This window comes from Leisingera thetidis, assembly GCF_025857195.1.
GTDB lineage: Bacteria > Pseudomonadota > Alphaproteobacteria > Rhodobacterales > Rhodobacteraceae > Leisingera > Leisingera thetidis.
In genome coordinates this window covers 443,344-469,887 of sequence record NZ_CP109787.1, presented here as the reverse complement: position 1 = coordinate 469,887, position 26,544 = coordinate 443,344, and the positions used below count along the sequence as shown (strand labels likewise).

24 protein-coding genes and 1 pseudogene are annotated in these 26,544 nt (G+C 63.1%); 8 read left to right on the top strand and 17 right to left on the bottom strand.

Translation table 11 applies throughout. The annotated features are described in order from the left end of the window. Positions 1 to 8 precede the first annotated feature (8 nt). The 9 genes from OKQ63_RS02310 to OKQ63_RS02270 all read right to left on the bottom strand — a co-directional run bounded on the left by OKQ63_RS02310 (position 9) and on the right by OKQ63_RS02270 (position 9,901). On the bottom strand, positions 9 to 1,061 hold the full coding sequence (locus OKQ63_RS02310) for a helix-turn-helix domain-containing protein (RefSeq protein WP_264212363.1): 1,053 nt from the start codon (positions 1,059 to 1,061) through the stop codon (positions 9 to 11). 378 nt (positions 1,062 to 1,439) lie between these two features. Further along, positions 1,440 to 2,360, bottom strand: coding sequence for a nucleoside hydrolase (locus OKQ63_RS02305; protein ID WP_264212362.1), 921 nt, complete (start codon positions 2,358 to 2,360; stop codon positions 1,440 to 1,442). 16 nt (positions 2,361 to 2,376) lie between these two features. Then, entirely contained in the window at positions 2,377 to 3,054 is a 678-nt protein-coding gene (gene pth / locus OKQ63_RS02300) for an aminoacyl-tRNA hydrolase (protein ID WP_264212361.1), read from the bottom strand. Positions 3,055 to 3,129: 75 nt separating this feature from the next. Beyond that, on the bottom strand, positions 3,130 to 4,371 hold the full coding sequence (locus OKQ63_RS02295) for an NAD(P)/FAD-dependent oxidoreductase (RefSeq protein ID WP_264212360.1): 1,242 nt from the start codon (positions 4,369 to 4,371) through the stop codon (positions 3,130 to 3,132). A 134-nt stretch (positions 4,372 to 4,505) separates the two neighbouring features. Continuing rightward, a complete protein-coding gene (locus OKQ63_RS02290; RefSeq protein WP_264212359.1) occupies positions 4,506 to 5,144 on the bottom strand; it encodes a 50S ribosomal protein L25/general stress protein Ctc in 639 nt (212 codons plus the stop codon). A gap of 149 nt (positions 5,145 to 5,293) precedes the next feature. Further along, a complete protein-coding gene (locus OKQ63_RS02285) occupies positions 5,294 to 7,036 on the bottom strand; it encodes a di-heme-cytochrome C peroxidase (protein ID WP_264212358.1) in 1,743 nt (580 codons plus the stop codon). 98 nt (positions 7,037 to 7,134) lie between these two features. Beyond that, positions 7,135 to 8,301, bottom strand: a complete 1,167-nt coding sequence (locus tag OKQ63_RS02280) for an alpha-hydroxy acid oxidase (RefSeq protein WP_264213861.1) — start codon at positions 8,299 to 8,301, stop codon at positions 7,135 to 7,137. Positions 8,302 to 8,528: 227 nt separating this feature from the next. Continuing rightward, positions 8,529 to 9,320 (bottom strand): tryptophan synthase subunit alpha, encoded by a 792-nt coding sequence (gene trpA / locus OKQ63_RS02275; protein ID WP_264212357.1) that lies wholly within the window; start codon positions 9,318 to 9,320, stop codon positions 8,529 to 8,531. 83 nt (positions 9,321 to 9,403) lie between these two features. Beyond that, positions 9,404 to 9,901, bottom strand: coding sequence for an acyloxyacyl hydrolase (locus tag OKQ63_RS02270; protein ID WP_264212356.1), 498 nt, complete (start codon positions 9,899 to 9,901; stop codon positions 9,404 to 9,406). A gap of 205 nt (positions 9,902 to 10,106) precedes the next feature. On the opposite strand from OKQ63_RS02270, the gene ychF reads away from it, so the two are divergent. The 5 genes from ychF (at position 10,107) to OKQ63_RS02245 (ending at position 14,561) form a co-directional block, all read left to right on the top strand. Next, positions 10,107 to 11,204, top strand: a complete 1,098-nt coding sequence (ychF, locus tag OKQ63_RS02265; protein WP_264212355.1) for a redox-regulated ATPase YchF — start codon at positions 10,107 to 10,109, stop codon at positions 11,202 to 11,204. Positions 11,205 to 11,408: 204 nt separating this feature from the next. After that, entirely contained in the window at positions 11,409 to 11,786 is a 378-nt protein-coding gene (locus OKQ63_RS02260; protein WP_264212354.1) for a DUF2237 family protein, read from the top strand. A 454-nt stretch (positions 11,787 to 12,240) separates the two neighbouring features. After that, on the top strand, positions 12,241 to 12,387 hold the full coding sequence (locus OKQ63_RS02255) for a hypothetical protein (protein WP_264212353.1): 147 nt from the start codon (positions 12,241 to 12,243) through the stop codon (positions 12,385 to 12,387). Between the two features lie 181 nt (positions 12,388 to 12,568). Continuing rightward, positions 12,569 to 14,182 (top strand): thiamine pyrophosphate-binding protein, encoded by a 1,614-nt coding sequence (locus tag OKQ63_RS02250; RefSeq protein ID WP_264212352.1) that lies wholly within the window; start codon positions 12,569 to 12,571, stop codon positions 14,180 to 14,182. A gap of 145 nt (positions 14,183 to 14,327) precedes the next feature. Further along, positions 14,328 to 14,561, top strand: a complete 234-nt coding sequence (locus OKQ63_RS02245) for a DUF6429 family protein (protein WP_264212351.1) — start codon at positions 14,328 to 14,330, stop codon at positions 14,559 to 14,561. Between the two features lie 72 nt (positions 14,562 to 14,633). Here the strand turns inward: OKQ63_RS02245 and OKQ63_RS02240 are convergent. Both OKQ63_RS02240 and OKQ63_RS02235 read right to left on the bottom strand, forming a co-directional pair. Beyond that, positions 14,634 to 14,800 (bottom strand): annotated as a pseudogene (locus tag OKQ63_RS02240) (IS66 family transposase); the annotation flags it as partial. A 250-nt stretch (positions 14,801 to 15,050) separates the two neighbouring features. Then, positions 15,051 to 16,256 (bottom strand): MFS transporter, encoded by a 1,206-nt coding sequence (locus OKQ63_RS02235; RefSeq protein ID WP_264212350.1) that lies wholly within the window; start codon positions 16,254 to 16,256, stop codon positions 15,051 to 15,053. A gap of 298 nt (positions 16,257 to 16,554) precedes the next feature. On the opposite strand from OKQ63_RS02235, the gene OKQ63_RS02230 reads away from it, so the two are divergent. From OKQ63_RS02230 to speB, 3 genes are all read left to right on the top strand, one after another. Next, complete coding sequence (locus tag OKQ63_RS02230; RefSeq protein WP_264212349.1) at positions 16,555 to 17,991, top strand: DUF6880 family protein; 1,437 nt, start codon at positions 16,555 to 16,557, stop codon at positions 17,989 to 17,991. A gap of 45 nt (positions 17,992 to 18,036) precedes the next feature. Then, positions 18,037 to 18,501, top strand: coding sequence for a hypothetical protein (locus OKQ63_RS02225; protein ID WP_264212348.1), 465 nt, complete (start codon positions 18,037 to 18,039; stop codon positions 18,499 to 18,501). A 426-nt stretch (positions 18,502 to 18,927) separates the two neighbouring features. After that, the gene (gene speB, locus OKQ63_RS02220) at positions 18,928 to 19,869 is read left to right on the top strand and encodes an agmatinase (protein ID WP_264212347.1); all 942 of its coding nucleotides are present in this window, start codon (positions 18,928 to 18,930) and stop codon (positions 19,867 to 19,869) included. A 615-nt stretch (positions 19,870 to 20,484) separates the two neighbouring features. On the opposite strand, the gene trpB is transcribed toward speB, so the two are convergent. From trpB to OKQ63_RS02190, 6 genes are all read right to left on the bottom strand, one after another. Further along, positions 20,485 to 21,744, bottom strand: coding sequence for a tryptophan synthase subunit beta (gene trpB / locus OKQ63_RS02215; protein WP_264212346.1), 1,260 nt, complete (start codon positions 21,742 to 21,744; stop codon positions 20,485 to 20,487). A gap of 505 nt (positions 21,745 to 22,249) precedes the next feature. After that, positions 22,250 to 22,903 carry a phosphoribosylanthranilate isomerase gene (locus OKQ63_RS02210; RefSeq protein WP_264212345.1) on the bottom strand — a complete coding sequence of 218 codons (654 nt, stop codon included), beginning with the start codon at positions 22,901 to 22,903 and terminating at the stop codon, positions 22,250 to 22,252. 7 nt (positions 22,904 to 22,910) lie between these two features. Next, positions 22,911 to 23,261: a LapA family protein gene (locus OKQ63_RS02205; RefSeq protein ID WP_264212344.1), complete on the bottom strand. Its 351-nt coding sequence runs from the start codon at positions 23,259 to 23,261 to the stop codon at positions 22,911 to 22,913. After that, entirely contained in the window at positions 23,261 to 23,545 is a 285-nt protein-coding gene (ihfB, locus tag OKQ63_RS02200) for an integration host factor subunit beta (RefSeq protein ID WP_264212343.1), read from the bottom strand. The genes OKQ63_RS02205 and ihfB overlap by 1 nt, the downstream gene beginning before the upstream one ends. A gap of 333 nt (positions 23,546 to 23,878) precedes the next feature. Next, entirely contained in the window at positions 23,879 to 25,558 is a 1,680-nt protein-coding gene (gene rpsA, locus OKQ63_RS02195) for a 30S ribosomal protein S1 (RefSeq protein WP_264212342.1), read from the bottom strand. 274 nt (positions 25,559 to 25,832) lie between these two features. Beyond that, positions 25,833 to 26,474, bottom strand: a complete 642-nt coding sequence (locus tag OKQ63_RS02190) for an NAD(P)H-dependent oxidoreductase (protein WP_264212341.1) — start codon at positions 26,472 to 26,474, stop codon at positions 25,833 to 25,835. Between the last annotated feature and the right edge of the window lie 70 nt (positions 26,475 to 26,544).

The window sequence follows — 26,544 nt, the reverse complement described above, 5'->3', positions numbered from 1 at the left end:
CACCCCGGTCAGGCGCTTTCGGCCAGTGCCTGCACCGGCTCCCAGGCCAGATCGGTCGAAACGTCTTCCTGGAATTTCTCCAGGGGCGAATTGCCGCCGCTGTCATGGCCTTTGCGCCATTCGCTCGGGCTGACACCGACGATACGCTTGAATTCCCTGTTGAAATTGGACTTGGTGTTGAAACCGACCTCATAGATCACTTCCGTGATCGAGCATTTTTCCGCTTTGACAAGATAGGCGGCCTCGGCGACCCGGAACAGGTTGATATACTGCGAGACATTCATGGCGCGCTGGCTGTTGACGGCCAAGGAAATCTGCCGCGACGGGATCATCAGCTTGCGCGAGAGGCGGTCCAGGCTCAGGTCGGGATCGCGGTAGAGCTTCCGTTCGGCAATCACCGCATCCATCTTTTCCAGCAGCGCCGCCCGCGCCTGCTGCAATTCCTCGGCGTCTTCGGGCTCCGCCGCAGTGTCCGCTTCCAGCCCGGCCGGTGCAGGCGTGTCCTGCAGCCTGCCCGGATCGGTGCGGCGGTTCAGCAGCAGCACCCCAAGCACAAGGCACAGCAAGACGATCAGATTGGCGATGCCAACGATCTGCGCTGCCATCTGGCCGCTGTTCTGGGCGATATCATAGTAGACGGCCACATCCACCAGCGCCGACATCAGCAGCGCGCACCCCGACACGATAAAGGCGATGCTCGCCTCCAGCACGCCTGCAAAAGGCACCCGGTCACGCCATTCGATGTCCTTCGACATGCCCAGATAGACAAGCGCGATCCCGAAACCGATCACGACCGCTTCGATGATCCAATCCACAAAAGTCAGGTTGAGCAAGGGCGACACCAGTACGACCAAGGCCGGTATGCAATACAGCAGGACACGTTCCAGCGGCTCCTTCGCAGCCTGCGTTGACACCATCTGCCGCATGCTCAGCAGAACCAGAGGCGGGATCAGCGTGGCCAGTGTCGCTTGGATCAGCAATGAATCGCGGAAATCATAGGTCCAGCGCAGCCCGATCAGCACCGATTGCAGCGCCAGAAGGCTGAGTGTCAGTTTCGGCAAAAAACCGACCCGCCGCCGGTGATCCGTTACAATCCAGACAAGAATTGCAGCCAATGCAAAAGAAAAAATAAATGCAACAGGGACACTTATCATGCCACGCTCCTCTGGCCCACCCTCCAATGGCTACATATTGAGAATTGGGCAGTCAACAGATTCATCCCGCAAAAGGAGTATTGCGTTAAATCAACTCGCCTCATTTGACGCCTTCGGGAATTCACCGCCACCGCCCGAATGAAACGGCGGGGATTTTATGGCCGCGGGTCTGAAAATGGCGGCCGCCCGGGTCCTGGCCCGGCACGCCCGCAGCAGCGCGGTGCCATCCGAACCAGCGCCCTCGATGCCGGCTGCAGGTGCCCGGCCGCGACCAGTGCCAACCCCCTAGGGCAGCAGCGCCAGGCGTTTGAGGAACAGCGCCTTCACCGCCTCCGCCTCCACCGTCATGCAGACCTTGACCGGGGCGCGGGTGCCCTCTGCCGCAGCCAGGACAGCCCCGGTGGTCTCGCCCTCGCAGGACACTTCCAGCGGCACCTCGCGCATCCCGAACAGCTCCGGATGGGTGCAGGCAATCACCGCTGCCGGATCATGCAGCGAACAGCCGTTGAGGCCCGCGACCTCCAGATAGAACCTGATATAGAAATGCGACATTTCCTGCAGCATCCCGCCCAGCTTCGGCGATTTGGACGCCATCGCCTCGAAATCCTCCGGCCGGCACAGAATGCGGTGGGTGACGTCCAGCCCCACAAACACCACCTTGGAGCCGCCCTGGCAGACCACGTCCGCGGCGTGGGGGTCGTGATAGATATTGGCCTCGGCATGTTCCGTGATGTTGCCGCCTTCCTCCAGGGAGCCGCCCATGACCACGATGGACTTCACATTCTGGAGGAACTCCGGGTCGCGCCGGATCGCCTGCGCGATGTTGGTCAGGGGGCCGATCGGGCAGACCACCAGCTCGCCCTTGTGCGCCCGCGCCATGCGGCAGAGGAAATCCGCGGCGTCTTCCTCCAGCGGTGCGCCGCGGGGGGCCGCGGCCGGGATGCCGCCAAAGCCCTCTTCCCCATGCACATGGGCCGATGGCTTGAACGGCGGCAGCACCAGCGGCTTGGCGGCCCCGGCGGCGACCGGCACATCCAGCCCGGCGGCCTCCAGCAGCCGCAGCGCATTGCGGGTGGCGGTGGCGGTGGTCACATTGCCGAAGATGGTGGTCAGCCCCAGCAGCTCGATGTCCGGCGCCGCAGCGGCATAGAAGATCGCCATGGCATCGTCGATGCCCGGATCGGTGTCGATAATCAGTTTCACCATCTGCCTGCCTCCCGGCCTATTTGAACTTGTCCATCAGCTTTTCCAGGGCCGAGCGGCTGTCCGGCGCCGGCTCTGCCTTGGCTGTTTTCGGCGCCTCCGGCTTGGGCTTGGTGGCGGAACTGCGCGGCGGCGCCACCCTCAAGGCCACCGCATTCATGAACTTGCCGCCGTCGCCGCGGGCCAGCTCCGCCGCCCCGTCCGAGATGCCGCGCATCAGGTCATCGAGCCAGCCTTCATCGGCCTTGGGGAAGTCGCGCAGCACATAGCCCGCCACCGCGTCCTTATGGCCGGGATGGCCGATGCCCAGCCGCACCCGGCCGTAGTCGGCGCCGATATGCGAATGGATCGAGCGCAGGCCGTTGTGGCCCGCGTGGCCGCCGCCCTGCTTCATGCGCGCCTTGCCCGGCGCCAGGTCCAGCTCGTCGTGCAGCACCACGACGTCGGCAGGGGTCAGCTTGTAAAACCGCATCGCCTCGCCGACCGACTGGCCGGAGAGGTTCATGAAGGTCTGCGGCTTCAGCAGCAGCACCTTTTCACCGCCCAGCACCCCCTCGCTGATCAGCGCCTGGAATTTGGACTTCCAGGGGGAGAACCCGTGATCCGACGCGATCCCGTCCAGCGCCATGAAGCCGATGTTGTGGCGGTTGCGCTCGTATTTCGGGCCGGGATTGCCCAGCCCCACAAAGAGTTTCATGGCCTCTGCCCGCTTGCGTTTCCGTAGCCCCGAGTGATGCCCTATTTGGGCCGCGGAATCCAGAGGCCGGCTGTCTCAGGCATACCCCCGGTCCGCCGCAAAGGGCGCCAGATCGATATTGGGCTGGCGGTCCTCTGCCAGATCCGCAATCAGCCGCCCGGTGATGCCGCCCAGCGTCAGCCCCAGATGCTGGTGCCCGAAAGCATAAAGCAGCCGGTCCGACTGCGGGCTGCGGCCGATCACCGGCAGCGAGTCGGGCATGGTGGGGCGGAAGCCCAGCCAGTCGCTGTCCGGCTCCGGCAGCTCTCCCAGCATTTCCGCGCCCTTGCGGGCGATATAGGCCAGGCGGCGCCGGTTTGCCGGGGCCTCCAGCGATGCGATCTCCACCGTGCCGGTCAGCCGCAGGCCTTTTGCATGGGGCACCGCATAGAACCCGGCCTCCGACCAGCCGACCGGCCGCGTCACCCGCTGCGCCTCCTCCCGGAACATCAGGTGATAGCCGCGCTCGGTCCCCAAGGGCAGCTGTTCCGTCCCTGCCCCCTTGATCCGCCCGGAAAAGGCGCCGCCGGCAATCACCGCGCGGTCCGCGGTCAGGCTTTGGCCCTCCGCCCGCAGCTCCACCCCGGTGGCGGAGGCCTTTACCGCATCAACAGCCGCGCGCAGGGTTGTGCCGCCAAGATCCGCAAACGCCTGGTGCATCCGGGAAATGAACTCCTGCGGATCGCGCAGGTGCCGGGCGGCATGGAAGTGCACCGCCCGCCGGACCGGCAGCCGCAGCCCCGGCTCCATCTCCCGCGCCTCCTCGGGGCCGACCTCGCGCCAGGGCACGCCCAGCGCGCGGCGGCGGTCCAGACCGGCGGTGGCGGCCTTGGCCGCCGATGCCGTGGACCAGACCGACAGCTGGCCGCGCGCCACCACCAGATCCTGCGCGCCCGCGGCCTCGATCAGCGGGTTGATCCCGGCATCGGCATGGGCCAGCAGATCCGCCAGATGCCCGGCGATGCGGCGCGAGGCCGCGGGGCGGCAATTGGCGAGGAACGACAGCATCCAGCGCGGATTGCGCAGCGCATGGCCATAAGACAGCGACAGCGGGCTGTCCCTGGAGAACATCAGACTGGGCAGCGAGGCCAGCACCGACGGGTCGTTCACCGGCAGGCAGGCATAGGTCGCCAAAGTGCAGGCATTGCCGAAGCTGGTGCCGGATCCCGGCTCCTGCGGATCGGCCAGCAGCACCTTATGCCCGCGCATCTGCGCCCATAGCGCGGTGCTCATGCCGACGATGCCTGCGCCCGCGATGGCAATATCGTAATCGGCCATGCCCGTCTCCCCTGTCCTCAGACGGAAATGGGGCACCAGAGCGGCGGAAAGTCAATCATGTGCAGACCGCCTGCCGCCCAAAAGAAAACGGGCCCCGCACGGGAGCCCGCCAACCGTCCCGCAAGGGGCAGGTCTTATGCTTCTGCAGTTTCCACTGCTTCATCGTCTTCGCCTTCACCGTCTTCGTCATCCGACGCGGTCAGGCCGCCCGGGGAAGCGATGTTGGCAATCACGAAGTCGCGGTCGATGGTCGGCTTGGCGCCGGCCGGCAGTTCGATCGACGAGATGGTGACAACGTCGCCGATGTTCAGGCCGGCCATGTCGACAACCAGCTTCTCGGGGATGTCGCCGGCGGTCACAACCAGCTCGACCTCGGGACGGGTCACGTTCAGCATGCCGCCCTTCTTGATGCCGGGGGCTGCTTCCTCGTTGATGAACTCAACCGGGATGAACAGGTTGACCTTCGAGGTGCGGCGCAGGCGCATCAGGTCGAGGTGGGTCGGCAGGTCCTTCACCACGTCGCGCTGAACGTCGCGGCAGATCACGCGCACGTCGTCATGGCCTTCGACCTTCAGGTTCCACAGGGTGGACTTGAACTGGCCGGCCTTCAGCTTTTTCAGCAGAACGTTGAACGGGATCTGGATCGCAACGGGATCCACGTCGCCACCGTAAACAACGCCCGGTACCATGCCTGCGCGGCGCGCAGCGCGAGCGGCGCCCTTGCCCGTCCCCGCACGTACTTCGGCGACGAGATCAGGAATCTCTTTTGCCATGTCTATTCTCCAATATGTCCAGGGCGGGGTGCCTCCAAGGCTGTCACCCCGCGTGAAGCCGTGCCTATAGACCGGATGCCGTGTTTTGGAAAGGGCTTTGTGCAGCCGCAGCCCTTCTGCGCAAGGGGCTGCAGCCGCTTTTGCGGTGCTCAGATCGACTTCAGATACTCCAGCAGCGCCTTTTTGTCTGCCTCCGGCAGGCTGGTGCCGTACTCATGGCCGCAGCGGCTGTTGCCCGAATCAAGCTGATCGCAGCCGGTGGTCTCGATCACATGGCTGAACTCGGTCTGTTCCGCCGCCATGCCCACCGCCTCGATATCGTAGCTGGGACCGGGGGTGAAGGACGCGGGACGCTCGGCCGCGGGCTTCAGCAGGTCGGTCAGGGTCGGCACCGATCCGTTATGCAGATAGGGCGCCGCGGCCCAGATCCCGTCCAGCACGCGGGCCTCGTACTTGCAGCCCGGTCCGGCCGCGGCCTTCAGCCTGCCGTCATTGTCGCCGGTCGGGAAGGCCTTGCGCAGATCCTCGAACTGCGACAGCGCTTCGCGGTCGTCGGCATTGCCCGGCGTCGCCTCGGCCGCCTGCGCTGTCTTGATGGAATCCTCGCCGAAGGCACCCAGCGAGTGCTGCACGATGGCGCCGATCACCGACACCGCCAGCACATCGAACGCCTTGGCCTCCGCGCCCAGCGTGGTGCCGGTCAGCGGGATCGATGCGCCTTCAAGCACACCGGTCTTCACCGTCCGCGTCAGCACCCCGCATTCGCGGGTATCGGTGCCTGCATCCACGATCGGCGTCTCAAAGGTGGTGTGGAAGATCGAGCGGAACTGGCCCTTCTTCTTGCCGTGGCAGGCGACGCAGCCGCCCTCCGCCGAGGGCCGGTTGAACACCGCCTCGCCCTGCGCCGCCAGATCATGGTCCAGCTCCCACGGCCATTCCGGCGCGCCGATGTCCCAGATCCACTGTTCCAGCTCCTTCAGCCCCTCCCAATTGGCCGAGTTCCGGGCAATGTAGTCCCGGTTGAACAGCAGCCCGGACTGCGGCTGCGGGTGGAACTCGGCAAAAACGCCGTAAACCTCGCCGAGGTTGCGCGACAGCCCCAGCAGGTCGTTGCCGTTGGCGGCAAATCCGGGCCATTGGGTGAAATCCTGCCGCGCTGCATTCCACAGGAACGGATAGCGCGTCGGCGCATCCGCCACGGCGATGTTTTCCGGGATCAGGAAATCATCCTCTTCGGCGCCAAGATCCAGCCCCGCCAGCCGGTTGAAGATCATCGACACCGCGTCCAGCCGCGCAGGCCCCCAGGCCGGGTCCGGCAGCGACCGGTCGATCAGCGTGTGGAAGCGGTTGCTCCAGACCTCCACCGCCGCTTTCAGCGCCTTGCGCTCCGATGCGCCGGCGCCGCTGCCCAGCACCTTGTCCGCAAAGCCGTCAAACGCCGCCTCATTGGCAAGCACCGCCAGCACCGCGTCGTCAAGATCCTTGAGGAAGCTCTGGAAATCGACAATCCCCGGCCCGCCGTCGATCCGGTAGGCGGTGCCGCTGACCTCGATCTGGCGGGTGTGGCAGGCCGAACAGGTCATGCCCACCGCCATGTCCGCCCCGCTGCCATTGGTGGTGAAGCCCGCCGGCAGGTCCGCCTCGCTGCGCCCGGCCATGGGCAGGTAGCCGTAGCGCGCCAGCGCATCGTGCAGGAACGCGCTGCCATCGGGCAGCTGCAGCGCCCGCATCCAGCTGATGGGCATGATGCGGGCACCCTGGTCCTGGGTATAGAACTGCTGGCGCAGGCTGGGGGTCCAGTCGCTGCCCTGGTTGACATAGACCGTCTGCGCCGCAGCAGGCGCCGCCATCGCTGCCGCGCCAATGGCGCAGGTCGCTAAAAACGTCCGCATCAAATCCTCCCGATGCCAGTTAACACAACCCATGGTTGCTCACTTGCGGGAAGCTTTGACAGCAAAAACTCCGTTCGTTTGTCTTTATTTCGCTGGCTTCACGCTTGCCAGCACCCGCCGAAATCCTGCGGCACCAGCAGGTTGTGGCGGCCCAGGTCAGCAACCGAGCGTTCGCCGCACAGCGCCATGGTGGTATCCAGCTCCTTTTGGATCACCTCCAGCGCCGCGGTGACGCCCTTCTGCCCCATGGCGCCAAGCCCGTAGACAAAGGCGCGGCCGATCATCGTGCCCCTGGCGCCCAGCGCCAGCGCCTTCAGCACGTCCTGGCCGGAGCGGATGCCGCTGTCCAGATGCACCTCCACATCACTTCCCACCGCATCCAGGATTTCCGGCAGCATCCGGATCGAGCTCAGCGCCCCGTCCAGCTGGCGCCCGCCGTGGTTCGACACCACGATGGCATCCGCCCCCAGCTTGGCGGCCATGCGGGCGTCCTCGGCATCCAGGACCCCCTTCAGGATCACCTTGCCGCCCCACATCTCCATCAGCTTTGCGACCTTGCCCCAGTCCAGCGACGGGTCGAACTGCTCGGCGGTCCAGACGCCCAGCTGCGAGGTGTCGGAGACGCCCTGCACATGGCCGACGATATTGCCGAAATTGCGCCGCTTGGCGCCCAGCATCCCGATGCCCCAGGCCCATTTGGTCATCAGGTTGGCGATGGTTTTCGGCGTCAGCTTGGGCGGCGCTGACAGGCCGTTCTTCAGATCCTTGTGCCGCTGGCCCAGGATCTGCAGATCCAGCGTGATCACCAGCGCCGAGCATCCGGCCTCCTTGGCGCGCTGGATCAGGCGGCGGATGTAATCCTCGTCCCGCATGGTGTAAAGCTGGAACCAGAACGGCTTGCTGGTCGCCTCCGCCACCTCCTCGATCGAGTTGATCGACATGGTCGAGAGGGTAAACGGCACCCCGAAATCCTCCGCCGCGCGGGCCGCCTTGATCTCGCCATCGGCATGCTGCATGCCGGTCAGCCCGACCGGCGCCAGCGCCACCGGCATCGCCACGTCCTGGCCGATCATCCGGCTGGCGGTGCTGCGCCCGGACATATCCACCGCCACCCGCTGGCGCAGCCGGATCTGCCCGAAGTCCGAGGTGTTCTCGCGGAAGGTCTGCTCGGTCCAGCTGCCGCTTTCGGCATAGTCATAGAACATCCGCGGCACACGGCGTTCATAGATGCGCTTCAGGTCGTCGATATTGGTAATCACCGGCACCGGAGTCTCTCCCGCTTTCATCTGGTAAAGTTTCTTTACCAATTTCAGCAACGCAGTGCAACGCCGCCTTTGCCGCACCCCTTGAGATGCAAAAAACCGCGCTGGAAGGCGCGGTTTCTTCAATAATTGATGCGCTTTGCATCCGTATCGCCCGGCAGCACCGCCGGGCAGCGCCAGCCCCTCCCCACGGGAGGGCGCTGCTCTAAGTGTGTTCTGGGTCTGAACGCTCAGCCCTTGTGCGCGCCATCCGCAAGAGACTTCACAAAGGCCAGCACCTCATCCGGCGACTTCCCGGAGGCAATCTGGCTGACGATGGCGCTGCCGACCACCGCGCCGTCGGAGATCGAGGCGATGTTCTGCGCCTTCTCCGGCGTGTTGATGCCGAAGCCCACGATGACGGGCAGATCGGTGGCCGCCTTGATCCGCGCCACCTCGGGGCCGACATCGCCCGCTTCGGCCTCGGCGGCGCCGGTGATGCCGGTGATCGACACGTAATAGACAAAGCCCGAGGTGTTCTGCAGCACCTTGGGCAGGCGCGCATCGTCGGTGGTGGGGGTGGCCAGGCGGATGAAGTTCAGCCCCGCCTTCTGCGCCGGGATGCACAGCTCGTCATCCTCTTCCGGCGGCAGGTCCACCACGATCAGCCCGTCGATGCCGGCCGCCTTGGCGTCCTCCAGGAACTTGTCGACGCCGCGGTTGTAGATCGGGTTGTAGTAGCCCATCAGCACGATCGGCGTGCTGTCGTCGCCCTTGCGGAAATCGGCGGCCAGCTGCAGCGTCCGCTCCAGCGTCATGCCGCCGTCCAGCGCCCGCTGCCCGGCCAGCTGGATGGTCGGGCCGTCGGCCATCGGATCGGTGAACGGCAGGCCCAGCTCGATGATGTCGACACCGGCGCCCGGCAGCCCCTTCACCACTTCCAGCGAGGTGTCGTAATCGGGGTCCCCCGCCATCACATAGGTGACAAAAGCTTTCTTGCCGGCGGCATTCAGGTCGGCGAATTTGGCATCGATACGGGTCATGGGCGGGCCTTTTGAAATATGTCCGCCATGGTGTGCCGAATGTTGCGCGGGAAATCAATCCCGCGCGGTTTCTGCGGCCCGCCTCAGCCGCCCAGCGGAATGTGCCAGCGCAAGGCCAGCGCGTTCACGCCCGGGTTCTCATCCGCGGTCGAGGCGTTGGATTTGTGGCTGAACGCCAGCGACACCGCCTTGCCGTTCCGGAACCGCTTGCCCACCGCCAGCAGGGTGCGGATTTCAAAGGCGGAGCCAAGATCATTGCCCGCCGAGCTTTCGTGGTAAGCACCCGGCATTACGCTGTTCTCGATGAACCAGTCATTGTTCAGATCGATCACCGCGCTGATGCCGACACCGGCAAACACATCTCCGGTTTCCTGAACCTCCAGCGCGGCGCCGAAACGGGCTGACAGCCGCCCTTTCTGGTGGAACGGCGCGTGCATGTAATCCACCGCAAACATTGCACCGTCTTCCGCTGTCTGGCGGTGATAGTCGGCATAGCCCAGTCCCAGCGCCACCTCCTGCGCCGCCGCAGGCAATGCCATCGCAGTCGAAAGTGCAGCCGCCAGCATCGCTGTCTTGTTCATTTCCAGCCCCTCGGAGAAATTTTTCTTTGCACAAAGGTATTTTCTTGCGGCGGTTTTCCAAGGCCGCTCGGCAAAAAGCAATATGCGGGGAGGCTGTGCGGCCCCGCACAGAAGGCAATTGTGGCCCATTTGCCAGCCATACTTGGCTTGCGCGGGGGGCCAATGCTGCCTAGAAGCAGCTCCCAAGTGGTATCAGGAGGCCGGCATGGGCTTTAAAATGGGAATCGTCGGCCTGCCGAATGTTGGCAAATCGACGCTGTTCAACGCGCTCACCAAAACCGCCTCGGCGCAGGCGGCCAATTTTCCGTTCTGCACCATCGAGCCGAACGTCGGCGAAGTGGCGGTGCCGGACGCGCGGCTGGACAAGCTGGCGGCAATTGCCGGCTCCCGGCAGATCATCCCGACCCGGATGACATTCGTCGACATCGCGGGCCTGGTGAAGGGCGCCTCCAAGGGCGAAGGCCTGGGCAACCAGTTCCTCGCCAACATCCGCGAGACCGACGCCATTGCCCATGTGCTGCGCTGCTTTGAAGACGGCGACGTGACCCATGTGGACGGCCGTGTCGACCCGGTGGCCGACGCCGAGGTGATCGAGACCGAGCTGATGCTCGCGGACCTCGAAAGCATCGAGAAGCGCCGCGCCAACCTGGTGCGCAAGCTCAAGGGCAACGACAAGGAAGCGCAGCAGCAGGACCGCCTGCTGGCCGCCGCCCAGGCGATGCTGGAAGACGGCAGGCCCGCCCGCCTGGTCGAGGTCGACGCCGAGGACGCCAAGGCCTGGAAGCTGCTGCAGCTCTTGACCACCAAGCCGGTGCTGTATGTCTGCAACGTCGGCGAGTCGGAATCGGTCGAGGGCAATGCGCATTCCGCCAAGGTCGCGGACATGGCCGCGGCGCAGGGCAACGCGCATGTGATCATCTCCGCCCAGATCGAGGAAGAGATCAGCCAGCTGGAAGCGGACGAAGCGCAGATGTTCCTGGAGGAAATGGGCCTGGAGGAGGCAGGTTTGGACCGGCTGATCCGCGCCGGCTACGAGCTTTTGCACCTGGAAACCTATTTCACCGTCGGCCCCAAGGAGGCGCGCGCCTGGACCATCCGCACCGGCACCGCGGCGCCGCAGGCGGCGGGCGTGATCCACGGCGATTTCGAGAAGGGCTTCATCCGCGCCGAAACCATCGCCTATGACGACTTTGTCGCCTGCAATGGCGAACAGGGCGCCAAGGAAGCCGGCAAGATGCGGGCCGAGGGCAAGAGCTACATCGTCAAGGACGGCGACGTGCTGCACTTCCTGTTCAACACCTGACACCCGACACCTGGCCCCGGTCCGGAGGCAGCGGCCCGCCATCCCCGTGGCGGGCCGCTGGCCTTTGGGCGCCGGCGGGATTGACCTGACCGCGCGCATGGAGATCATGGGCCCATCCCGCACCGGAAAACCCGGGACGGGCGGCGCATTTGCGCTACCATTATGCCGGAACGCGGCCCCGAAATGCGGCAAGGACAGGCCCCCATGGAAAGAGACAACAGCATCAATGTTCTGGGCGGCCCGCTGGTGCCCTGCTCCACCGCGCCGGTGACCGGCTATTTCCGCGATGGCCACTGCAACACCTGCGCCGAGGATCAGGGCAGCCACACCGTCTGCGTGGTGACCACTGCCGAGTTCCTGGCGTTCTCCAAATACGTCGGCAACGACCTCACCACCCCGCGGCCCGAGTTCGGCTTTTCCGGCCTGCAGCCCGGCGACCGCTGGTGCCTGTGCGCCGCCCGCTTCCTGCAGGCCGCCGACGAGGGCTGCGCCCCCAGGGTGCATCTGGAAGCGACCCACCAGCGCGCGCTGGACATCGTGCCGCTGAGCATCCTGCAGTCTTACGCCGCCGACCCGGCCTGAGCGGCGCGCTGACGGCCGCCAACAAGAAAGGCGCCCCGCAGGCCAGCTCTTTCCAGTAAATGTGGCACGCGCGAACAGCGAACGGGTTGGAAGCGCAATCACCGCTTCGAGCCCATTTTACTGAGCGAGCGGTTGCAGCATTTCGCAGCCGCAGCGAATTCCCGCAAGAAAGTCGCGGCCCTTTGCGGACACTCGTCACCATCCAGCTGCCGCATTGCAGCGGTCGCCAGAGCGGCCATTGGCAACCAGGTGCAGCATTTCATCCCAAGCAATGCCTCCGCGGAACGTTGCTGCGGTTCGCCACACATGCAGCCTGGCCGCCTCCATAGGACCGCTTTATGCAAACCGGTATTACCGGGTTACGCGGACGGCGGAGACCTGCTGTTTGTGCATTTCGTAGCCGAGAGCTGTTTCGGGCTCGAAGCGAACTCGCAGCCGGATTTTGAAACTCGCCATGAATATGGCGGAAGCGATGATTTTCATCGGCAATCAAACAGACTGGTATTCCGCAGAACTGGCTTTGATCGATTTTCGTTCGATTATGAAGGAAGATCGATCAAAGTCATTTTCGATGCCGCCGATGGAACTTGCTGAATTATGAGATGTTCCCTTCAAATCGTTTTACGCAGCCAACTTGCGATTATCACGCATCTTTGGCCAAAGTGATGCGTACTTCACCGGGAAATCCCCTTTGGAACGCTCAATTTTGCGCAAAATTCGCGCGGGTGAGCAGGTACTAATACGAAGAAGCGCAGACGAAGAGACAACCGAGGAACTGCAACATGTACGTTTACCAATCCATCGCCCAATCCCTCTTCGACCATGGGCAGGGCACAATGTTCGGGCTGATGGGGGATGCGAACCTGTTCATGGTTGACCATTACGTGCGCGAGGGCGGCGGCACCTTTGTGCCGGTGGCCTATGAGGGCAGCGCGGTTCTAATGGCGCTTGCTTACGGCCGGGTGGCAGGCCGGGTCGGTGTGGCCACCGTGACCCACGGGCCGGCGCTGACAAACTGCGTCACTGCGTTGACCGAAGGCGCGCGGGGCCATGTGCCGATAGTGCTTCTGGCCGGTGACACCCCCGTGTCAAACCCGCACAATCTGCAGAATATCGACCAGCGCGAGACGGTGAAGGTGACTGGGGCGGGCTTCGAGCAGATGCGGTCGCCGGAGACGGCTTCGTATGACGTGGCCCATGCGTTTTACCGCGCCCAGGTCGAGAAACGGCCCATTGTGCTGAACATGCCCGCAGATTTCATGTGGCAGGAGGTTGAGCACGTGTCCCATGTCTTCCCCGCCTTCAATGCCCCCGCGTATGTCCCTGCGGGCGATGACCTGGACGAGGCGGTGGGCATGATCGCCAGCGCCAAGCGACCGATTATTCTGGCGGGCATCGGCGCCAAGGATTCCGTTCCGCAAATTATTGAGCTTGCCGACCGGCTTGAGGCCCCGCTGGCCACCACGCTCAAGGCGAAGGGGATGTTCAGCGGCCACCCCTATAATATCGACATCTTCGGAACGCTTTCCACACCTGCCGCCTACGAGGCGATTGACAAGGCCGATTGTGTGGTTGCGTTCGGCACAAGCCTGCACCAGTTCACCACCGACAAGGGGGCGCTGATGAAGGGGAAGCGGGTGGTGCAGATCAACGACACCGTCACCGAGGTCTCGAAAAACTATCATCCCCACGCGGCGCTCGTGGCCGATGCCGGGTTGACCGCCAAGAATATCATCTGGTGGCTGGACGAGGCCGAAATCCCCGGCAGCGGTTTCACAGCCGAGTTGGACATGGAGGTGCTGACAGCCCATCCCAAGGGCAACCCTGAAAAAGCAAAGCCCGGATACGTCAATTTCGAATATGCGCTCGACCGGCTGGAAGAGGCCCTGCCCAAAGACCGCTTTCTCACCACTGATGGCGGACGTTTCATGACCGAGGTCTGGTGCCGTCTATCAGTGCCCGACGCTGAAAGCTTCATCGCGACAACCAATTTCGGCTCTATTGGGCTGGGCCTGCAAGTGGCTATAGGTGCGGGCTTTGCCATACCCGGCCGGTCCGTCATTCTCTTCACCGGCGATGGCGGCTTCATGATGGGCGGGATCAACGAATTCAACACCGCTGTCCGGATGAAACAGGACCTGATTGTAATCGTGGCAAACGACAGCGCCTATGGCGCCGAGCATATACAGTTCCTCGACCGCAAGATGGACCCGGGTCTGTCCATGTTCGATTGGCCCTCCTTTGCGGACGTTGCAACCGCTCTTGGCGGTCAGGGGGTTCAGGTCAATTCTGCAGAAGACCTGGAAACAGCGATCCAGGCCATCGCAACCCGGGACGGACCGCTCTTGATCGAGCTGCGCCTCGACCCGAACGACGTGCCGCGAATGAGGCTCTAGCCTTTTGGCGAGGCATGCCCTCGGTTCGTCCACGTTCGGCAACTTCATTCCTTCGGTGCTGCTTGGTGGCTGATGAGGCTATTTTTGTATGCTTTCGGTGAAGACCGCGGTGCTTGCTGATTTCTAATGTGGTATTCGATGGACCATGGAAATCGACGAGGACAAGGTCGACGATGCGGTTCTAGCGCTGCTTTGGCTGACGCTGCATGAGGAGCGCCGGGCCTGGAAAAGCTTCGACTGGTCTGTGACGGATCGGCTATACCAGAAAGGCCTAATCCACGACCCGGTTAACCGCGCCAAGTCTGTCATACTAACTGATGAGGGCCTGCGGCGAGCGGAAGTCCTGTTTCAGAGGTTATTCACGCGACCGCCTGAGTAGCTTCGTCTCGCGCCTTTCAGTTCCGTGAGAGGAGATCCGGCGCCTGCGGTGTGCTCGTTCGGGGCACGGCCAGGCGAGGATATCAGACAGCCATGCCTGAGGTTAGTATCATCCAGTTTTGCCGTGAAGATCGGGGTATACATGAAGGCCGCGCGGGCGCCGTCGCGCTCGGAGCCAGCACAAAACTACGACTTCCGGCCGAGGGCCACTCCTCGCAGGGCCCGTTCCGGCCAGGTGTTCGCCGCCCTATGACCTCGGATGCAACGCAACATCAGGGCCGCGGCGTAGATATCCACCGACAAGATCGGCCCTAACAGCCATTTTCACAGACGGCCCTGAGCTGCCATTCGGCCAAAAAGCTTTCCTCAGCAATGCGTTCACTGAAGCGGTCATTTGTGCATCGCGCAGCGTTTCTTTGGTGCGAGCGATTGCAATCAGGACTTACCTGCCACAACCCGCTGCGCAAAGTCATTCTGACATAATCGTTGCTCAAACCGAAGCATGCCCCCGCAAGCGCACCACGAGAGGCATCATTGCCAATACTAAAACCGCTGCGAAGAGGAAGGGAGCTCCCGGCAAGTAAAAGCCTTGATCGTCAACAGAGGCCTTGAACAGGCCGGTCATCACGAGGGGCGCCAGGATTGCCGCGACGGATGACAGCGACGCGATAACGCCCTGCACCACCCCTTGCCGATCTTCATCCACCTGGTTCGATGCCATGGCCGTCAGCAAGGCAGGCACAAGATCAGACAGCGCTGCGAGCATAAGAAAGACGGCCAGAGCCGCAACCGACCCGGTAAAGCCAAAACCGATCATTCCGGTCAGTGCCGATATCATGCCGAGCATCAAGGTGCGGAAGTCCCCGATCCATCTGATAAGGATTGGCATCAGCCCACCCTGGACCAAAGCCAGAAGCACGCCGTAGGCCGCAAGCGAAAGCCCGATGTAAAGCGTCGGCCAATCGAATACTTCGCGGGTCCAGAAAGCCCAAAGCGTCGGGTAGACCATATTGGCAAACTCGAAGATCAAAATGCACAGCAGCGGCACTGCAAGCCCCGGCAGCCGGAAGGCATCGAAGATCGATTTAAACGGGTTGAGATCTCGCTTGCCAAAGGGGCGGCGTTTCTCCGGCACCAGGCTCTCAGGCAGCACAAAAACTCCGAAAAGGGCATTGCCGGCCGACAGAACCGCCGCGATCCAAAACGGCGCCGCGATGCTGATTTCTGCCGCAACACCGCCGATGGCCGGACCAAGCACGAAACCGATCCCGAACGCGGCGCCGATGAGGCCGAAATTCGCGGCTCTTTCCCGCGGTGAAGATATGTCCGCAATATAGGCGGTGGCGGTGATGTAGGTCGCCCCGGCAAGGCCCGCGAGCGTCCGGCCAAGCAAGAGCAGCCAGAAACTGTCCGCCAAGGCCATGATCACATAATCAAGCGCCAGCATGGCAAGCGCGGCGATCAGGACCGGCCTGCGTCCAGCCGCATCGGAGATGCTGCCGACAATGGGGCCGCATAGGAACAGCGCGCCTGCATAGGCGGCCATCAGCAGCCCACCCCACAGCGCGCCTTTGCCGGTGTCCGCTGCACCCACGCGCTCCATCAGGTCCGGCATGATTGGGAAAACGATACCAATGCCGATAGCGTCGATCATCAGCGTAATCAGAATAAAGACGATGGCCCGGTTCTTGAACATACAGCCCTATCGGTCGGCCGCTGAGGCAAAGCAAGCCGAAAGAGGCGCCATAGCGGGACACCGGACACGGCAGGCAGCGAACAACATTCTGACGTATGCGCCTGCATCAGCTCTGACCCGCCTTCGAATACGGGGCTGCTTCCGTTGCAATCTGCTGAATAGTAACGAGCTTTGCGGCACAGACCTGTCGTTCGATAGTTTCGGGCAGCTTCCTGGAAGCGGCCTTTGGTGCTTGCCGCAGCAAGACCTGTACGACATTGTCCGCGGCATTCATTGCAAAGGAGCCCGGCGCCTCACCATGTCCAAGAAAACCCTGAACCAAGCCAACCTTGAAAAGCTGGGCGCGGAGAAGCTCGCCGCACTGGTCATGGATCTTGTCCAGGGAAGCGCCGCTTTACAGCGCCGCGCGAGAATGGAGCTCAGTGCGGCCCAAGGTCCTAAGGAAGTTGCTGCCGATCTCCGCAAACGCTTCGCCTCTCTGCGCCGCGCGACCAGCTTCGTCGATTGGCGCAAGCAAAAAGCGCTGGTCAAGGATCTGGAGGGGCTCTTGGCAATGATCGAAAACACCATCGCCCCCCATGACCCGAACGAAGCGTTCGAACTGCTCTGGTCGTTCCTGCACCTGGCCCCCTCGGTCCACGAGCGCACGGATGACAGCAACGGCGCGATTGGCGGCGTTATGAGTGAGGCGGTGGACCTGATCGCGAAACTATCGCCCACTGCTTCCCAGGACCGCACCGCCCTGGCGGAGCGCGTTCTCGACGCTGTTGCCGATGCGGGCTACGGCGAGTTCGACGGGATCATCCCCGCGACGGCGGAGGCGCTGGGGCAGGAGGGGCTCGAGCATCTCAAGCAGATCACGCAAGTATGGGCGGACGCCCCGCCGACCGAGCAGGAACTCGTGCAATACCGGGGCTACGGCCTCATGTCTTCTGCCGAAGACAGCGTGCGGCGCAACAAGCAGGCGACGCGGTCGATCATCCTTGCGGATGTGGCGGACGCCCAGGGGGATGTCGATGCCTACATGGCACGCTATTCCGAAGAACAGCTGACCTACGGCACCATCGCCCCCGACGTCGCGCGCAGATTGCTGGATGCGGGGCGCGTTGACGAGGCGTTCGACATCGTCACCCGTGCCCGCACCGCCGAGGATGGTAAGTCAATCCGGATGTTCCGTTACGATCTCGACGCGGTCTATGAAGAATGCCTCGAAAAACAGGGCAAGACGGAGGAGTTGACGGCGCATCTGCGGAGGACCTTCGAGCAGACCCTCAGCGCGTCCTGCCTTCGAAAGTATCTGAAATTGCTTCCCGATTTCGACGACATCGAGGCAGAAGAGGCTGCCCTGGACTTTGCCGAGGCCTATCCGCATCTGGGTGCGGGGATCAGTTTCCTGGTGAACTGGCCATCTCTCGGCCGCGCGGCGCGGATCGCGGTTGCTCGGGCCGAGGAACTGAACGGGGATTCCTATCACACCCTCACGAGCGCGGCAGACGCTCTTGAGGCCCAGCACCCGCTCGCCGCCACACTGATGCGCCGTGCCATGGTGCTGGACACGCTAACCGGCGGAAAATCCACGCGCTACCGCCACGCGGCGCGCCATCTGACTGAATGCCGGTCCTGCGATGCGACCATCACGGATTATGGTGACCACCCCTCCCACGCGCAGTTCCTCGAGATGCTCAGGAAGGAACACGGTCGAAAACATGGGTTTTGGCGCTTGGTCGATTCGTGACTCCGGCCCTGACCTGCCGTTCCGCTTCCGAAAGACGCGCTGCCGTTGCTGGAGGCATCGCAAAGCCGCGCGGTCACCGAGGAAGAGGCTGCCCGGATAATATCGCATTTCGAGTTGACCCGGGATGACCTGCTGGCGGAAATCAAAGCCGCGGGCCGTGAGCCTGTCGTCGAAAACGGCGGTTCGCTGATGACTTCCGAGCCGGATGGCGCGCCTTACCCCAAACTCTATGACATGAAGGCGATGGATACGGGAACCCGGGTTTGGGTGCAGAGCAAACTTGGTCCGCTTCACATTAACCACACCGACGAGGGTGTGGGTATCGACGAGGTCATGACCATCGTTTCCGGCGGCCCCTGGACCTGGTTCGTCGAGCTGCCCGGAGATGTGGTGGGCAAGCTGACACTGGGCTATGTCAGCCTGGACGATGACGCATGGCGTCTCAGCTACCCCGGATTGCAACCGCATGGCGGTTTCTTGGATTCGGAGGCCAGCCTGATTGTCGCTTAGGCGCATGGTTCGGAGCAGTTTACGATACACTTCGATGCTGACAACATCGCAGGTTCCAAGCTCGTTGGCAGCAACCCCTGGATCGAGAAATCCGGCGGAACACCGAAGTTGCCCGACCAGCCGCTTGAGGCAAACTGATTGAGCGCAAGGGCCCGCCAAACGGCGAGAGGGTCTTTCCGCAAAAACAGGGAACGGGGCATTGGCCCCGTTCCAGCGCAGCCTGCACCCAAGTAACATGGCATGAAAGACTGCCAGTTCGGGCAGCAAGGCAGCGACTTGCGATTAGGCCTTACCTGATCAAGGGTTTCATTCTTTCGATTTGCGCCAGCTCACGCATGATGCGCATTTTTGAACCGCAACGGACTACCCGATACGCTTGGAAATCATTCTTCAACGCTGTCGCCTTCTGATTTGGGAGACGAAATCATGGTAGATGCAACCGACCGCGCCTTTGTAGGACATCATCAGTACGGCATGGGATATGAGCCCACCTATAGCGGTGCAAACAGCTTGTTTCGCAGACAATATTCGCGTGACCTCGAAGGGGCCGACATCGTCGTCTGGGGGGTGCCCTACGATCTGAGCGTTACTAACCGGCCCGGCTGCCGGTTTGGACCGCGCGGCATTCGCACCGCGTCGACCAATGTCGCCTGGGACGGCGGGCCGTGGCATTGGAACTTTGATCCTTTTGAAAAGCTGCGGATGGTTGATTACGGCGATTGCACGTTTGACCCAGGCTTCCCGGTAGACATCCCTGAAACGGTTTACCAGGAAGCTAAGGGTATTCTGGGATCAGATGCGTTCCTGCTGACGATGGGCGGGGACCATTCCGTCACCGCCCCCATCTTGCGGGCACAGGCCGAGCGGCACGGGCCGGTCTCCCTCATCCAGATCGATGCTCATTCCGACACATGGGAAGAGCAGCCTAAGCGGTTTGACCATGGGTCGATGTTCTATCACGCCGCACAAGACGGCATCGTGGACCCGGAGCATTCAATTCAAGTGGGCCTGCGGACATACAACGCCAAATCGCACGGCTTCAACACGCTGACCGCCGAGTTTGTGCATGAGCAGGGCGTTGAAACAACCGTGGCAAGGATCAAAGAGGCCGTCGGCGGCCGCCCGGCATACCTGACCTTTGACATTGACGCGCTGGACCCTGCCTTTGCGCCAGGCACTGGCACACCGGTGTGCGGGGGGCTTACCACATGGCAGGCGATATCGCTGATCCGCAAGCTTGGCGGCGTGAACCTGATCGGTGCCGACGTCGTCGAGGTCTCTCCGCCTTATGACAATGCAGAAATCACCGCATTGGCCGGAGCTACGCTGCTTCTAGAAATGACCTGTCTCGTGGCATCGCAGAAATGAATTTGAAAGGCGGGGAGTTCTCCGCCTTTCTCTTAAGAAGCATCAAAGCGAACCGGAATTTACCGTTTCCTGATGTTGCTACTTTCGCGCCTCTACCGCAACCAACCCTTCAAAAGGAACCACCCAGCCGGTGGAAAGGCAGCTTACGCCATTCGATCAATGGCTATTCCGCCAATCACACATCTCGAAATTGCGTCTGGTCCAGGCACAACCGCCACAGTGGAACAATCCGTCCCCATGAGTTTTGGAACAACCAGCTTGCCTACTTTCACCAGATCCCTCTACCTGAGGGAGCGATAATGCCGACGAAGGTCTGAGATTTGAAAGTCCGCTTTGATCGCAAACGAAAGGCGTCTTCGCATTTGCGGAGAAAGACAGCTTCCCCGCCCGACCTCCCGGCGCCCGCGCAGACGCAGCGAAATCCAAGCAGGCGCAGCGAAAGGCGGGATTGTCCGCCAAGTCGACATCAATCACAGCCAGCTCCCGAAGATTTCTTCGGGAACTGGCTGTTCGTCATCGTGTTGTCCTGAACGGCTCTATGCCTTGGGCCGCATCACTTACTGCAAAGGGCTGGCCCCGCAGAGCGCCTGTATTTTTTTCCCGGGCTGTCCGGTCTCACTCCTCGAAGGTGCGGCCTTCCTCGGTGTCGGACATGTCAAAGCCCAGGTGCTTGGCGACGGTGAACACGTCCTTGTCGCCGCGGCCGCACATGTTCATCACGATGATGTGGTCCGAGGGCAGCTTGGGCGCGATCTTCATCACATGGGCCAGCGCGTGGGAAGGTTCCAGCGCCGGGATGATGCCCTCGGTGCGGCAGCTGACCTGGAAGGCTTCCAGCGCCTCCTTGTCGGTGATTGAGACATATTCGGCGCGCCCCGATTCATGCAGCCAGGAATGCTCCGGCCCGATGCCCGGGTAATCCAGCCCGGCGGAGATCGAGAAGCCCTCCTGGATCTGGCCGTCCTCGTCCTGCAGCAGGTAGGTGCGGTTGCCGTGCAGCACGCCGGGGCGACCGCCGGTGAGGGAGGCGCAATGCTGCATCCGGTCGTCGACGCCCTTGCCCCCGGCCTCGACGCCGATGATGTTCACCGATGGATCGTCCAGGAACGGGTAAAACAGGCCGATGGCATTGGAGCCGCCGCCGATCGCGGCAATCACGGTGTCCGGCAGGCGGCCTTCGCCCTCCTGCTCGGCCAACTGCCAGCGGACTTCCTTGCCGATGATCGACTGGAAGTCGCGCACCATCGCCGGATAGGGATGCGGCCCCGCGGCGGTGCCGATGCAGTAGAAGGTGTCGCGCACGTTGGTCACCCAGTCGCGCAGCGCGTCGTTCATCGCGTCCTTCAGGGTGCCGCGGCCGGAGGTGACGGGAATGACCTCGGCGCCCAGAAGCCGCATGCGGAACACGTTCGGGGCCTGGCGGCGGACGTCATGCGCGCCCATGTAGACCACGCATTTCAGGCCGAACTTGGCGCAGACGGTGGCGGTGGCGACGCCGTGCTGGCCGGCGCCGGTTTCGGCGATGATCCGGGTCTTGCCCATGCGCCGCGCCAGCAGGATCTGGCCCAGCACGTTGTTCACCTTATGCGCGCCGGTGTGGTTCAGCTCGTCGCGCTTCATGTAGATCTTGGCGCCGCCCAATTCGGCGCTGAGGCGTTCGGCATGGTACAGCGGGCTGGGACGGCCCACATAATGCTTCCACAGATCCTCCATCTCGGCCCAGAAGGAAGGGTCGTCCTTGGCGCGGTTGTATTCCTCTTCCAGGCTCAGGATCAGCGGCATCAGGGTTTCCGAGACAAACCGCCCGCCAAAGATGCCGAAGCGGCCGTTTTCATCCGGACCGTTCATGAAGCTGTTGAAAAGATCGTCGGCCATGGGTGTTCCCTCTCTCTCGCAGCGCCCGCAATGACTATAGCGCGGCGCTGCCTTGGTAAAGAGGGCTTCGTGCAGGCCGCTCGGGCCGGCCGGGGCCCTGCCCTGCCGGTCCTGCCTGCCTGAACTGTGCTGTGCTGCCTGTCCTGAAGATCAGGAGAATAAGGATGGCGGCGCCGCCAAAAGGCGGAGGCGGGCGGGCGTATCCGCCCGGGTGCTGAACGTTGTCTCTGCACGTCCCCAAGGACTGGGGCCCTGTTCCTGGTTGCCGGGGGTGTCAGGCCCGGCGGTGACCGCGATCGGGAAGGAGCATCGCAAAAGCCGCTTAAGATCAGGTGAGGCCAGCGCGCGCAGGGGGCGCAACACCCTGGCCGGTGCGCCCCGGGACTGCGGTTGCGCAGTGAGTATTTATGCAAAGAAGAAGACACAGGTGGGCGCTTCTTCTTTGTCCAAATACTCAAATTCTGCCCTCTGCGTCATGCGCGGAAGGCCGCGGCGGTGCGGGCCGTCAGCCGCGGGCCGACTGGGCGGCCGTGGTGAAGGCTTCGATCAGACCCGCATCCTTCTCTCCCGGCGCGCTTTCGACGCCGGAAGAGACGTCGACCTGGCGGGCGCCGGTCATGCGGATGGCGTCCGCCACGTTCTCAGGCGTCAGGCCGCCCGCCAGCATCCAGGGTTTCTGCCAGTATTTGCGCCCGGCCAGCAGCCGCCAGTCGAAGGCGAGGCCGTTGCCGCCGGGCAGCTCTGCCTCCTTGGGCGGCTTGGCGTCGATCAGCAGTTGGTCGGCCGCCTGTTCAAACAGGGCGATCTGCGGCAGGTCGGCGGCATCGGCGATGCCCACTGCCTTCATCACCGGCAGGCCGTAGCGGGCGCGCACCTCTGCCACCCGCTCCGGGGTCTCCCTGCCGTGCAGCTGCAGCATGTCGAGCGGCACGGCGGCGGTGATGGCATCCAGATCCGCGTCGGTGGCGTTCACGGTGAGCGCCACCTTGCACAGGCCGGCGGGCGCCGCGATGGCCAGCGCCGCGGCCTGGTCCAGGCCCACGTTGCGCGGCGATTTCGGGAAGAAGACAAAGCCCGCGTAGGCCGCCCCCGCCGCAGCCGCGGCCGCGACATCCCGCGGCGCCGACAGCCCGCAGATCTTGACGCGGATATCCGTCATGGCGGCGTCAGCCTGCATCGTCCAGAAGCGCCAGAACCTCGTCCCTGCCTTCGTTCTTCTGTTTCTTCAGCCGCGCCACTTCGCGGTTCAGCCTGCGGGCCTCGCGCGCCTTTTGGGCGGCTTCGCTGCGGTGCTTGTGCTCGCGCAGCCATTCCCACAGGAAGCCGATCACCAGGCCGGCGCCAACCCCGCCCAGCACCACCGCAAACAGCGGCAGCGCGATGCTGTGGTTGAAGCCGAACAGCTCACCCAGCGCCTCGGGCATCAGTTTCAGCTCGACAAAGGCGCTGTTGGCCAGGCACACCGACACCAGCACGATGGCCAGAGCCGCAAGAACCGCGTAGCGAATGTAACGCATCAGGCTTTCCCGTTCAGGCGGTCCCTCAAGAGCTTGCCAGTCTTGAAGAACGGCACGTGTTTTTCATCGACGTGGACCGTCTCGCCGGTGCGGGGGTTGCGGCCGACCCGCGAGTCCCGCTTCTTGACCGAAAAGGCGCCGAAGCCGCGCAGCTCCACCCGGTCGCCGCGGGCCATCGCATCGGTCACTTCCTCGAACACCGTGTTCACGATCCTCTCCACATCCCGCTGATACAGGTGCGGGTTTTCATCTGCAATCTTCTGAATCAACTCAGAGCGGATCATGTTCTTTTTCCTCCCAGGCCGCCGGAATGTTTTGGCTATTATTCTGAGAGTATAGGGAAAATTCCGTGAATGGGAACAAAATGCCGCGGCTGCGGCAGGCAAATCGGCGGCTGTTCACCCGGTTTTTCGGCCGCAAACGGCCATTCCCGGCCGGCCGGGCGCCGCCGCGGCGCGGCATCGGCGGCAGCGCGGCCAGGGCGGCGCGGTTTGATTCGGCGCCGGTTGCGGCAGAAACCGGCCCGGCGCCGGGCGCCCGCCGCAGCCTCCAATGACAGAAAAAAGGCCCCGCAGAAACCTGCGGGGCCTTCCGGGTCTTCGCCGTGAGGCCGGAGCTTAGTCGCCCGACTTCAGCGCGGCGCCCAGGATGTCGCCCAGCGATGCGCCGGAATCCGAGGAGCCGTACTGCTCGACAGCTTCTTTTTCTTCCGCGATCTCGCGCGCCTTGATGGACAGGCCCAGGCGGCGGGTCTTGGAGTCGACGTTGGTGACGCGGACGTCGACCTTGTCGCCAACCGAGAAACGCTCGGGGCGCTGGTCGGCGCGGTCGCGGGCCAGGTCGGAGCGGCGGATGAAGGACTTCATGCCTTCATATTCCACTTCGATGCCGCCGTCTTCGATTGCGGTCACGTTCACGGTCACGATCGAGCCGCGCTTCACGCCGCCAACCGCTTCAGCGAACTTGTCGCCGCCCAGAGCTTTGATCGACAGCGAGATACGCTCTTTGTCGACGTCCACTTCGGAGACAACGGCCTGAACCACGTCGCCTTTGCGGTAGTTCTGGATCGCATCTTCGCCGCGCTCGTCCCAGGACAGGTCGGAGAGGTGAACCATGCCGTCGATGTCGCCTTCGAGGCCGATGAACAGACCGAATTCGGTGATGTTCTTGACTTCGCCTTCGACCTGGGTGCCCTCGGGGTTGTTTTCCGAGAAGACTTCCCACGGGTTGCGCATGGTCTGCTTGAGGCCCAGGGACACGCGGCGCTTGGCACCGTCGATTTCCAGAACCATGACGTCGACTTCCTGCGAGGTCGAAACGATCTTGCCCGGGTGGACGTTCTTCTTGGTCCAGGACATCTCGGAGACGTGCACCAGACCTTCGACGCCCGGCTCCAGCTCAACAAATGCACCGTAATCGGTGATGTTGGTGACACGGCCCTTGTGGACCGAGGAGAGCGGGTACTTGGCGCCAACCAGATCCCACGGGTCTTCCTGCAGCTGTTTCATGCCGAGGGAGATGCGGTGGGTTTCCTTGTTGATCTTGATGACCTGAACCTTGACGGTTTCGCCGATCGACAGGATCTCGGAAGGATGGTTCACACGGCGCCATGCCATGTCGGTGACGTGCAGCAGGCCGTCAACGCCGCCGAGGTCAACAAACGCACCGTATTCGGTGATGTTCTTGACGACACCGTCCACTGCCTGGCCTTCGGTCAGGTTGCCGATGACTTCGGCACGCTGCTCGGCGCGGGACTCTTCGAGGATCGCACGGCGCGACACCACGATGTTGCCGCGGCGGCGGTCCATCTTCAGGATCTGGAACGGCTGCTTCAGACCCATCAGCGGGCCGGCGTCGCGCACCGGGCGGACGTCAACCTGCGAACCGGGCAGGAAGGCAACAGCGCCGCCGAGGTCGACGGTGAAGCCGCCCTTGACGCGGCCGAAGATCGCGCCTTCGACGCGCTGATCGTCTGCGTAGGCTTTTTCCAGGCGGTCCCAGGCTTCTTCGCGGCGGGCCATCTCGCGGGAGATGACGGCTTCGCCGCGGGCGTTTTCAGCCGAGCGCAGATAGACTTCGACCTCGTCGCCAACGGCGATTTCGGGCGCTTCGCCGGGATTTGCGAATTCTTTCAGATCAACGCGGCCTTCCATCTTGTAGCCGACGTCGATGATGGCCTGGCCGGCTTCGATTGCCAGCACTTTGCCTTTGACAACCGAACCTTCGTCCGGAGTGTCCATTTCGAAGCTTTCGTTCAGGAGGGCTTCGAATTCCTCCATCGATGTGTTTTGAGCCATGAGGTCTCAGGTTTCCTTTACTAAAGTTTTCCGGCCGGGCGGTTGTCTCCGCCGGTCTTGGTTTCGCCCTACAGAACGTGGCCCGAAGCACATCTGATCAACAAACACAAAGGGCCGAGGTGGTCCTCAGCCCTGCTCAGATATGCCACCCGGGCGTTGGCCGCCCCTGTATTGACAGCGCGCGTATAGGCGGATTCCCGGCTGCGCGCAAGGGGAAGCTGGCGGCAGCAGCGGCAAGCGGCCGGTCCGCCGCCTGCCGCCCGCGCCGTCCGCCTCAGGCGATCTCGGTCACGATGGTGTCGCGGGATTTGCGCACCTTCTTCATCGGCAGGAGCCAGTCGCCTTCCTCCTGGCGGTAGCCCAGCGGCAGCAGCACCACCGAGCGCAGACCCTTGTCCCGGAGGCCCAGGATGTCATCGACCTTTGCCGGGTCGAAGCCTTCCATCGGCGTGCTGTCCACTTCCAGCTCTGCCGCGGCGGCCAGGGCAAAGCCCAGCGCGATATAGGCCTGGCGGGCGGCGTGATCGTGGTTGGTGCGTTCCTCGCGCGGCAGGTAAGTGGCCTTGAGGTTGTCGTAATACTGGTTCAGCATCGGGATCTCGCCGCGTTCCTCGGTCATCTGGCGGGTGACGGCGTCGATGCGGTCTTCGGAGTAGTTGTCCCAGGCGGCAAAAACCAACAGATGCGAGCCGTCGGTGATCTGGGCCTGATCCCAGGCGTGCGGGCGGATCCGCGCGCGGACCTCGGGGCTGGTGATGACAAACACCTCGAACGGCTGGGTGCCGGAGGAGGTCGGCGCCATGCGGACCGCCTCGAGGATCTGCTCCACCTTTTCCCGCGGCACGGATTTGGCGGGGTCCATCTTCTTGGTGGCATAGCGCCAGTTCAGCTTCTCGATCAGGGTGCTCGTGCTCATCTCTTTGATCCTTTCACGGCAGGTTTCCAAGGGTGGTATAGATTTGTGACTGGCTATATAAGGGGCACTG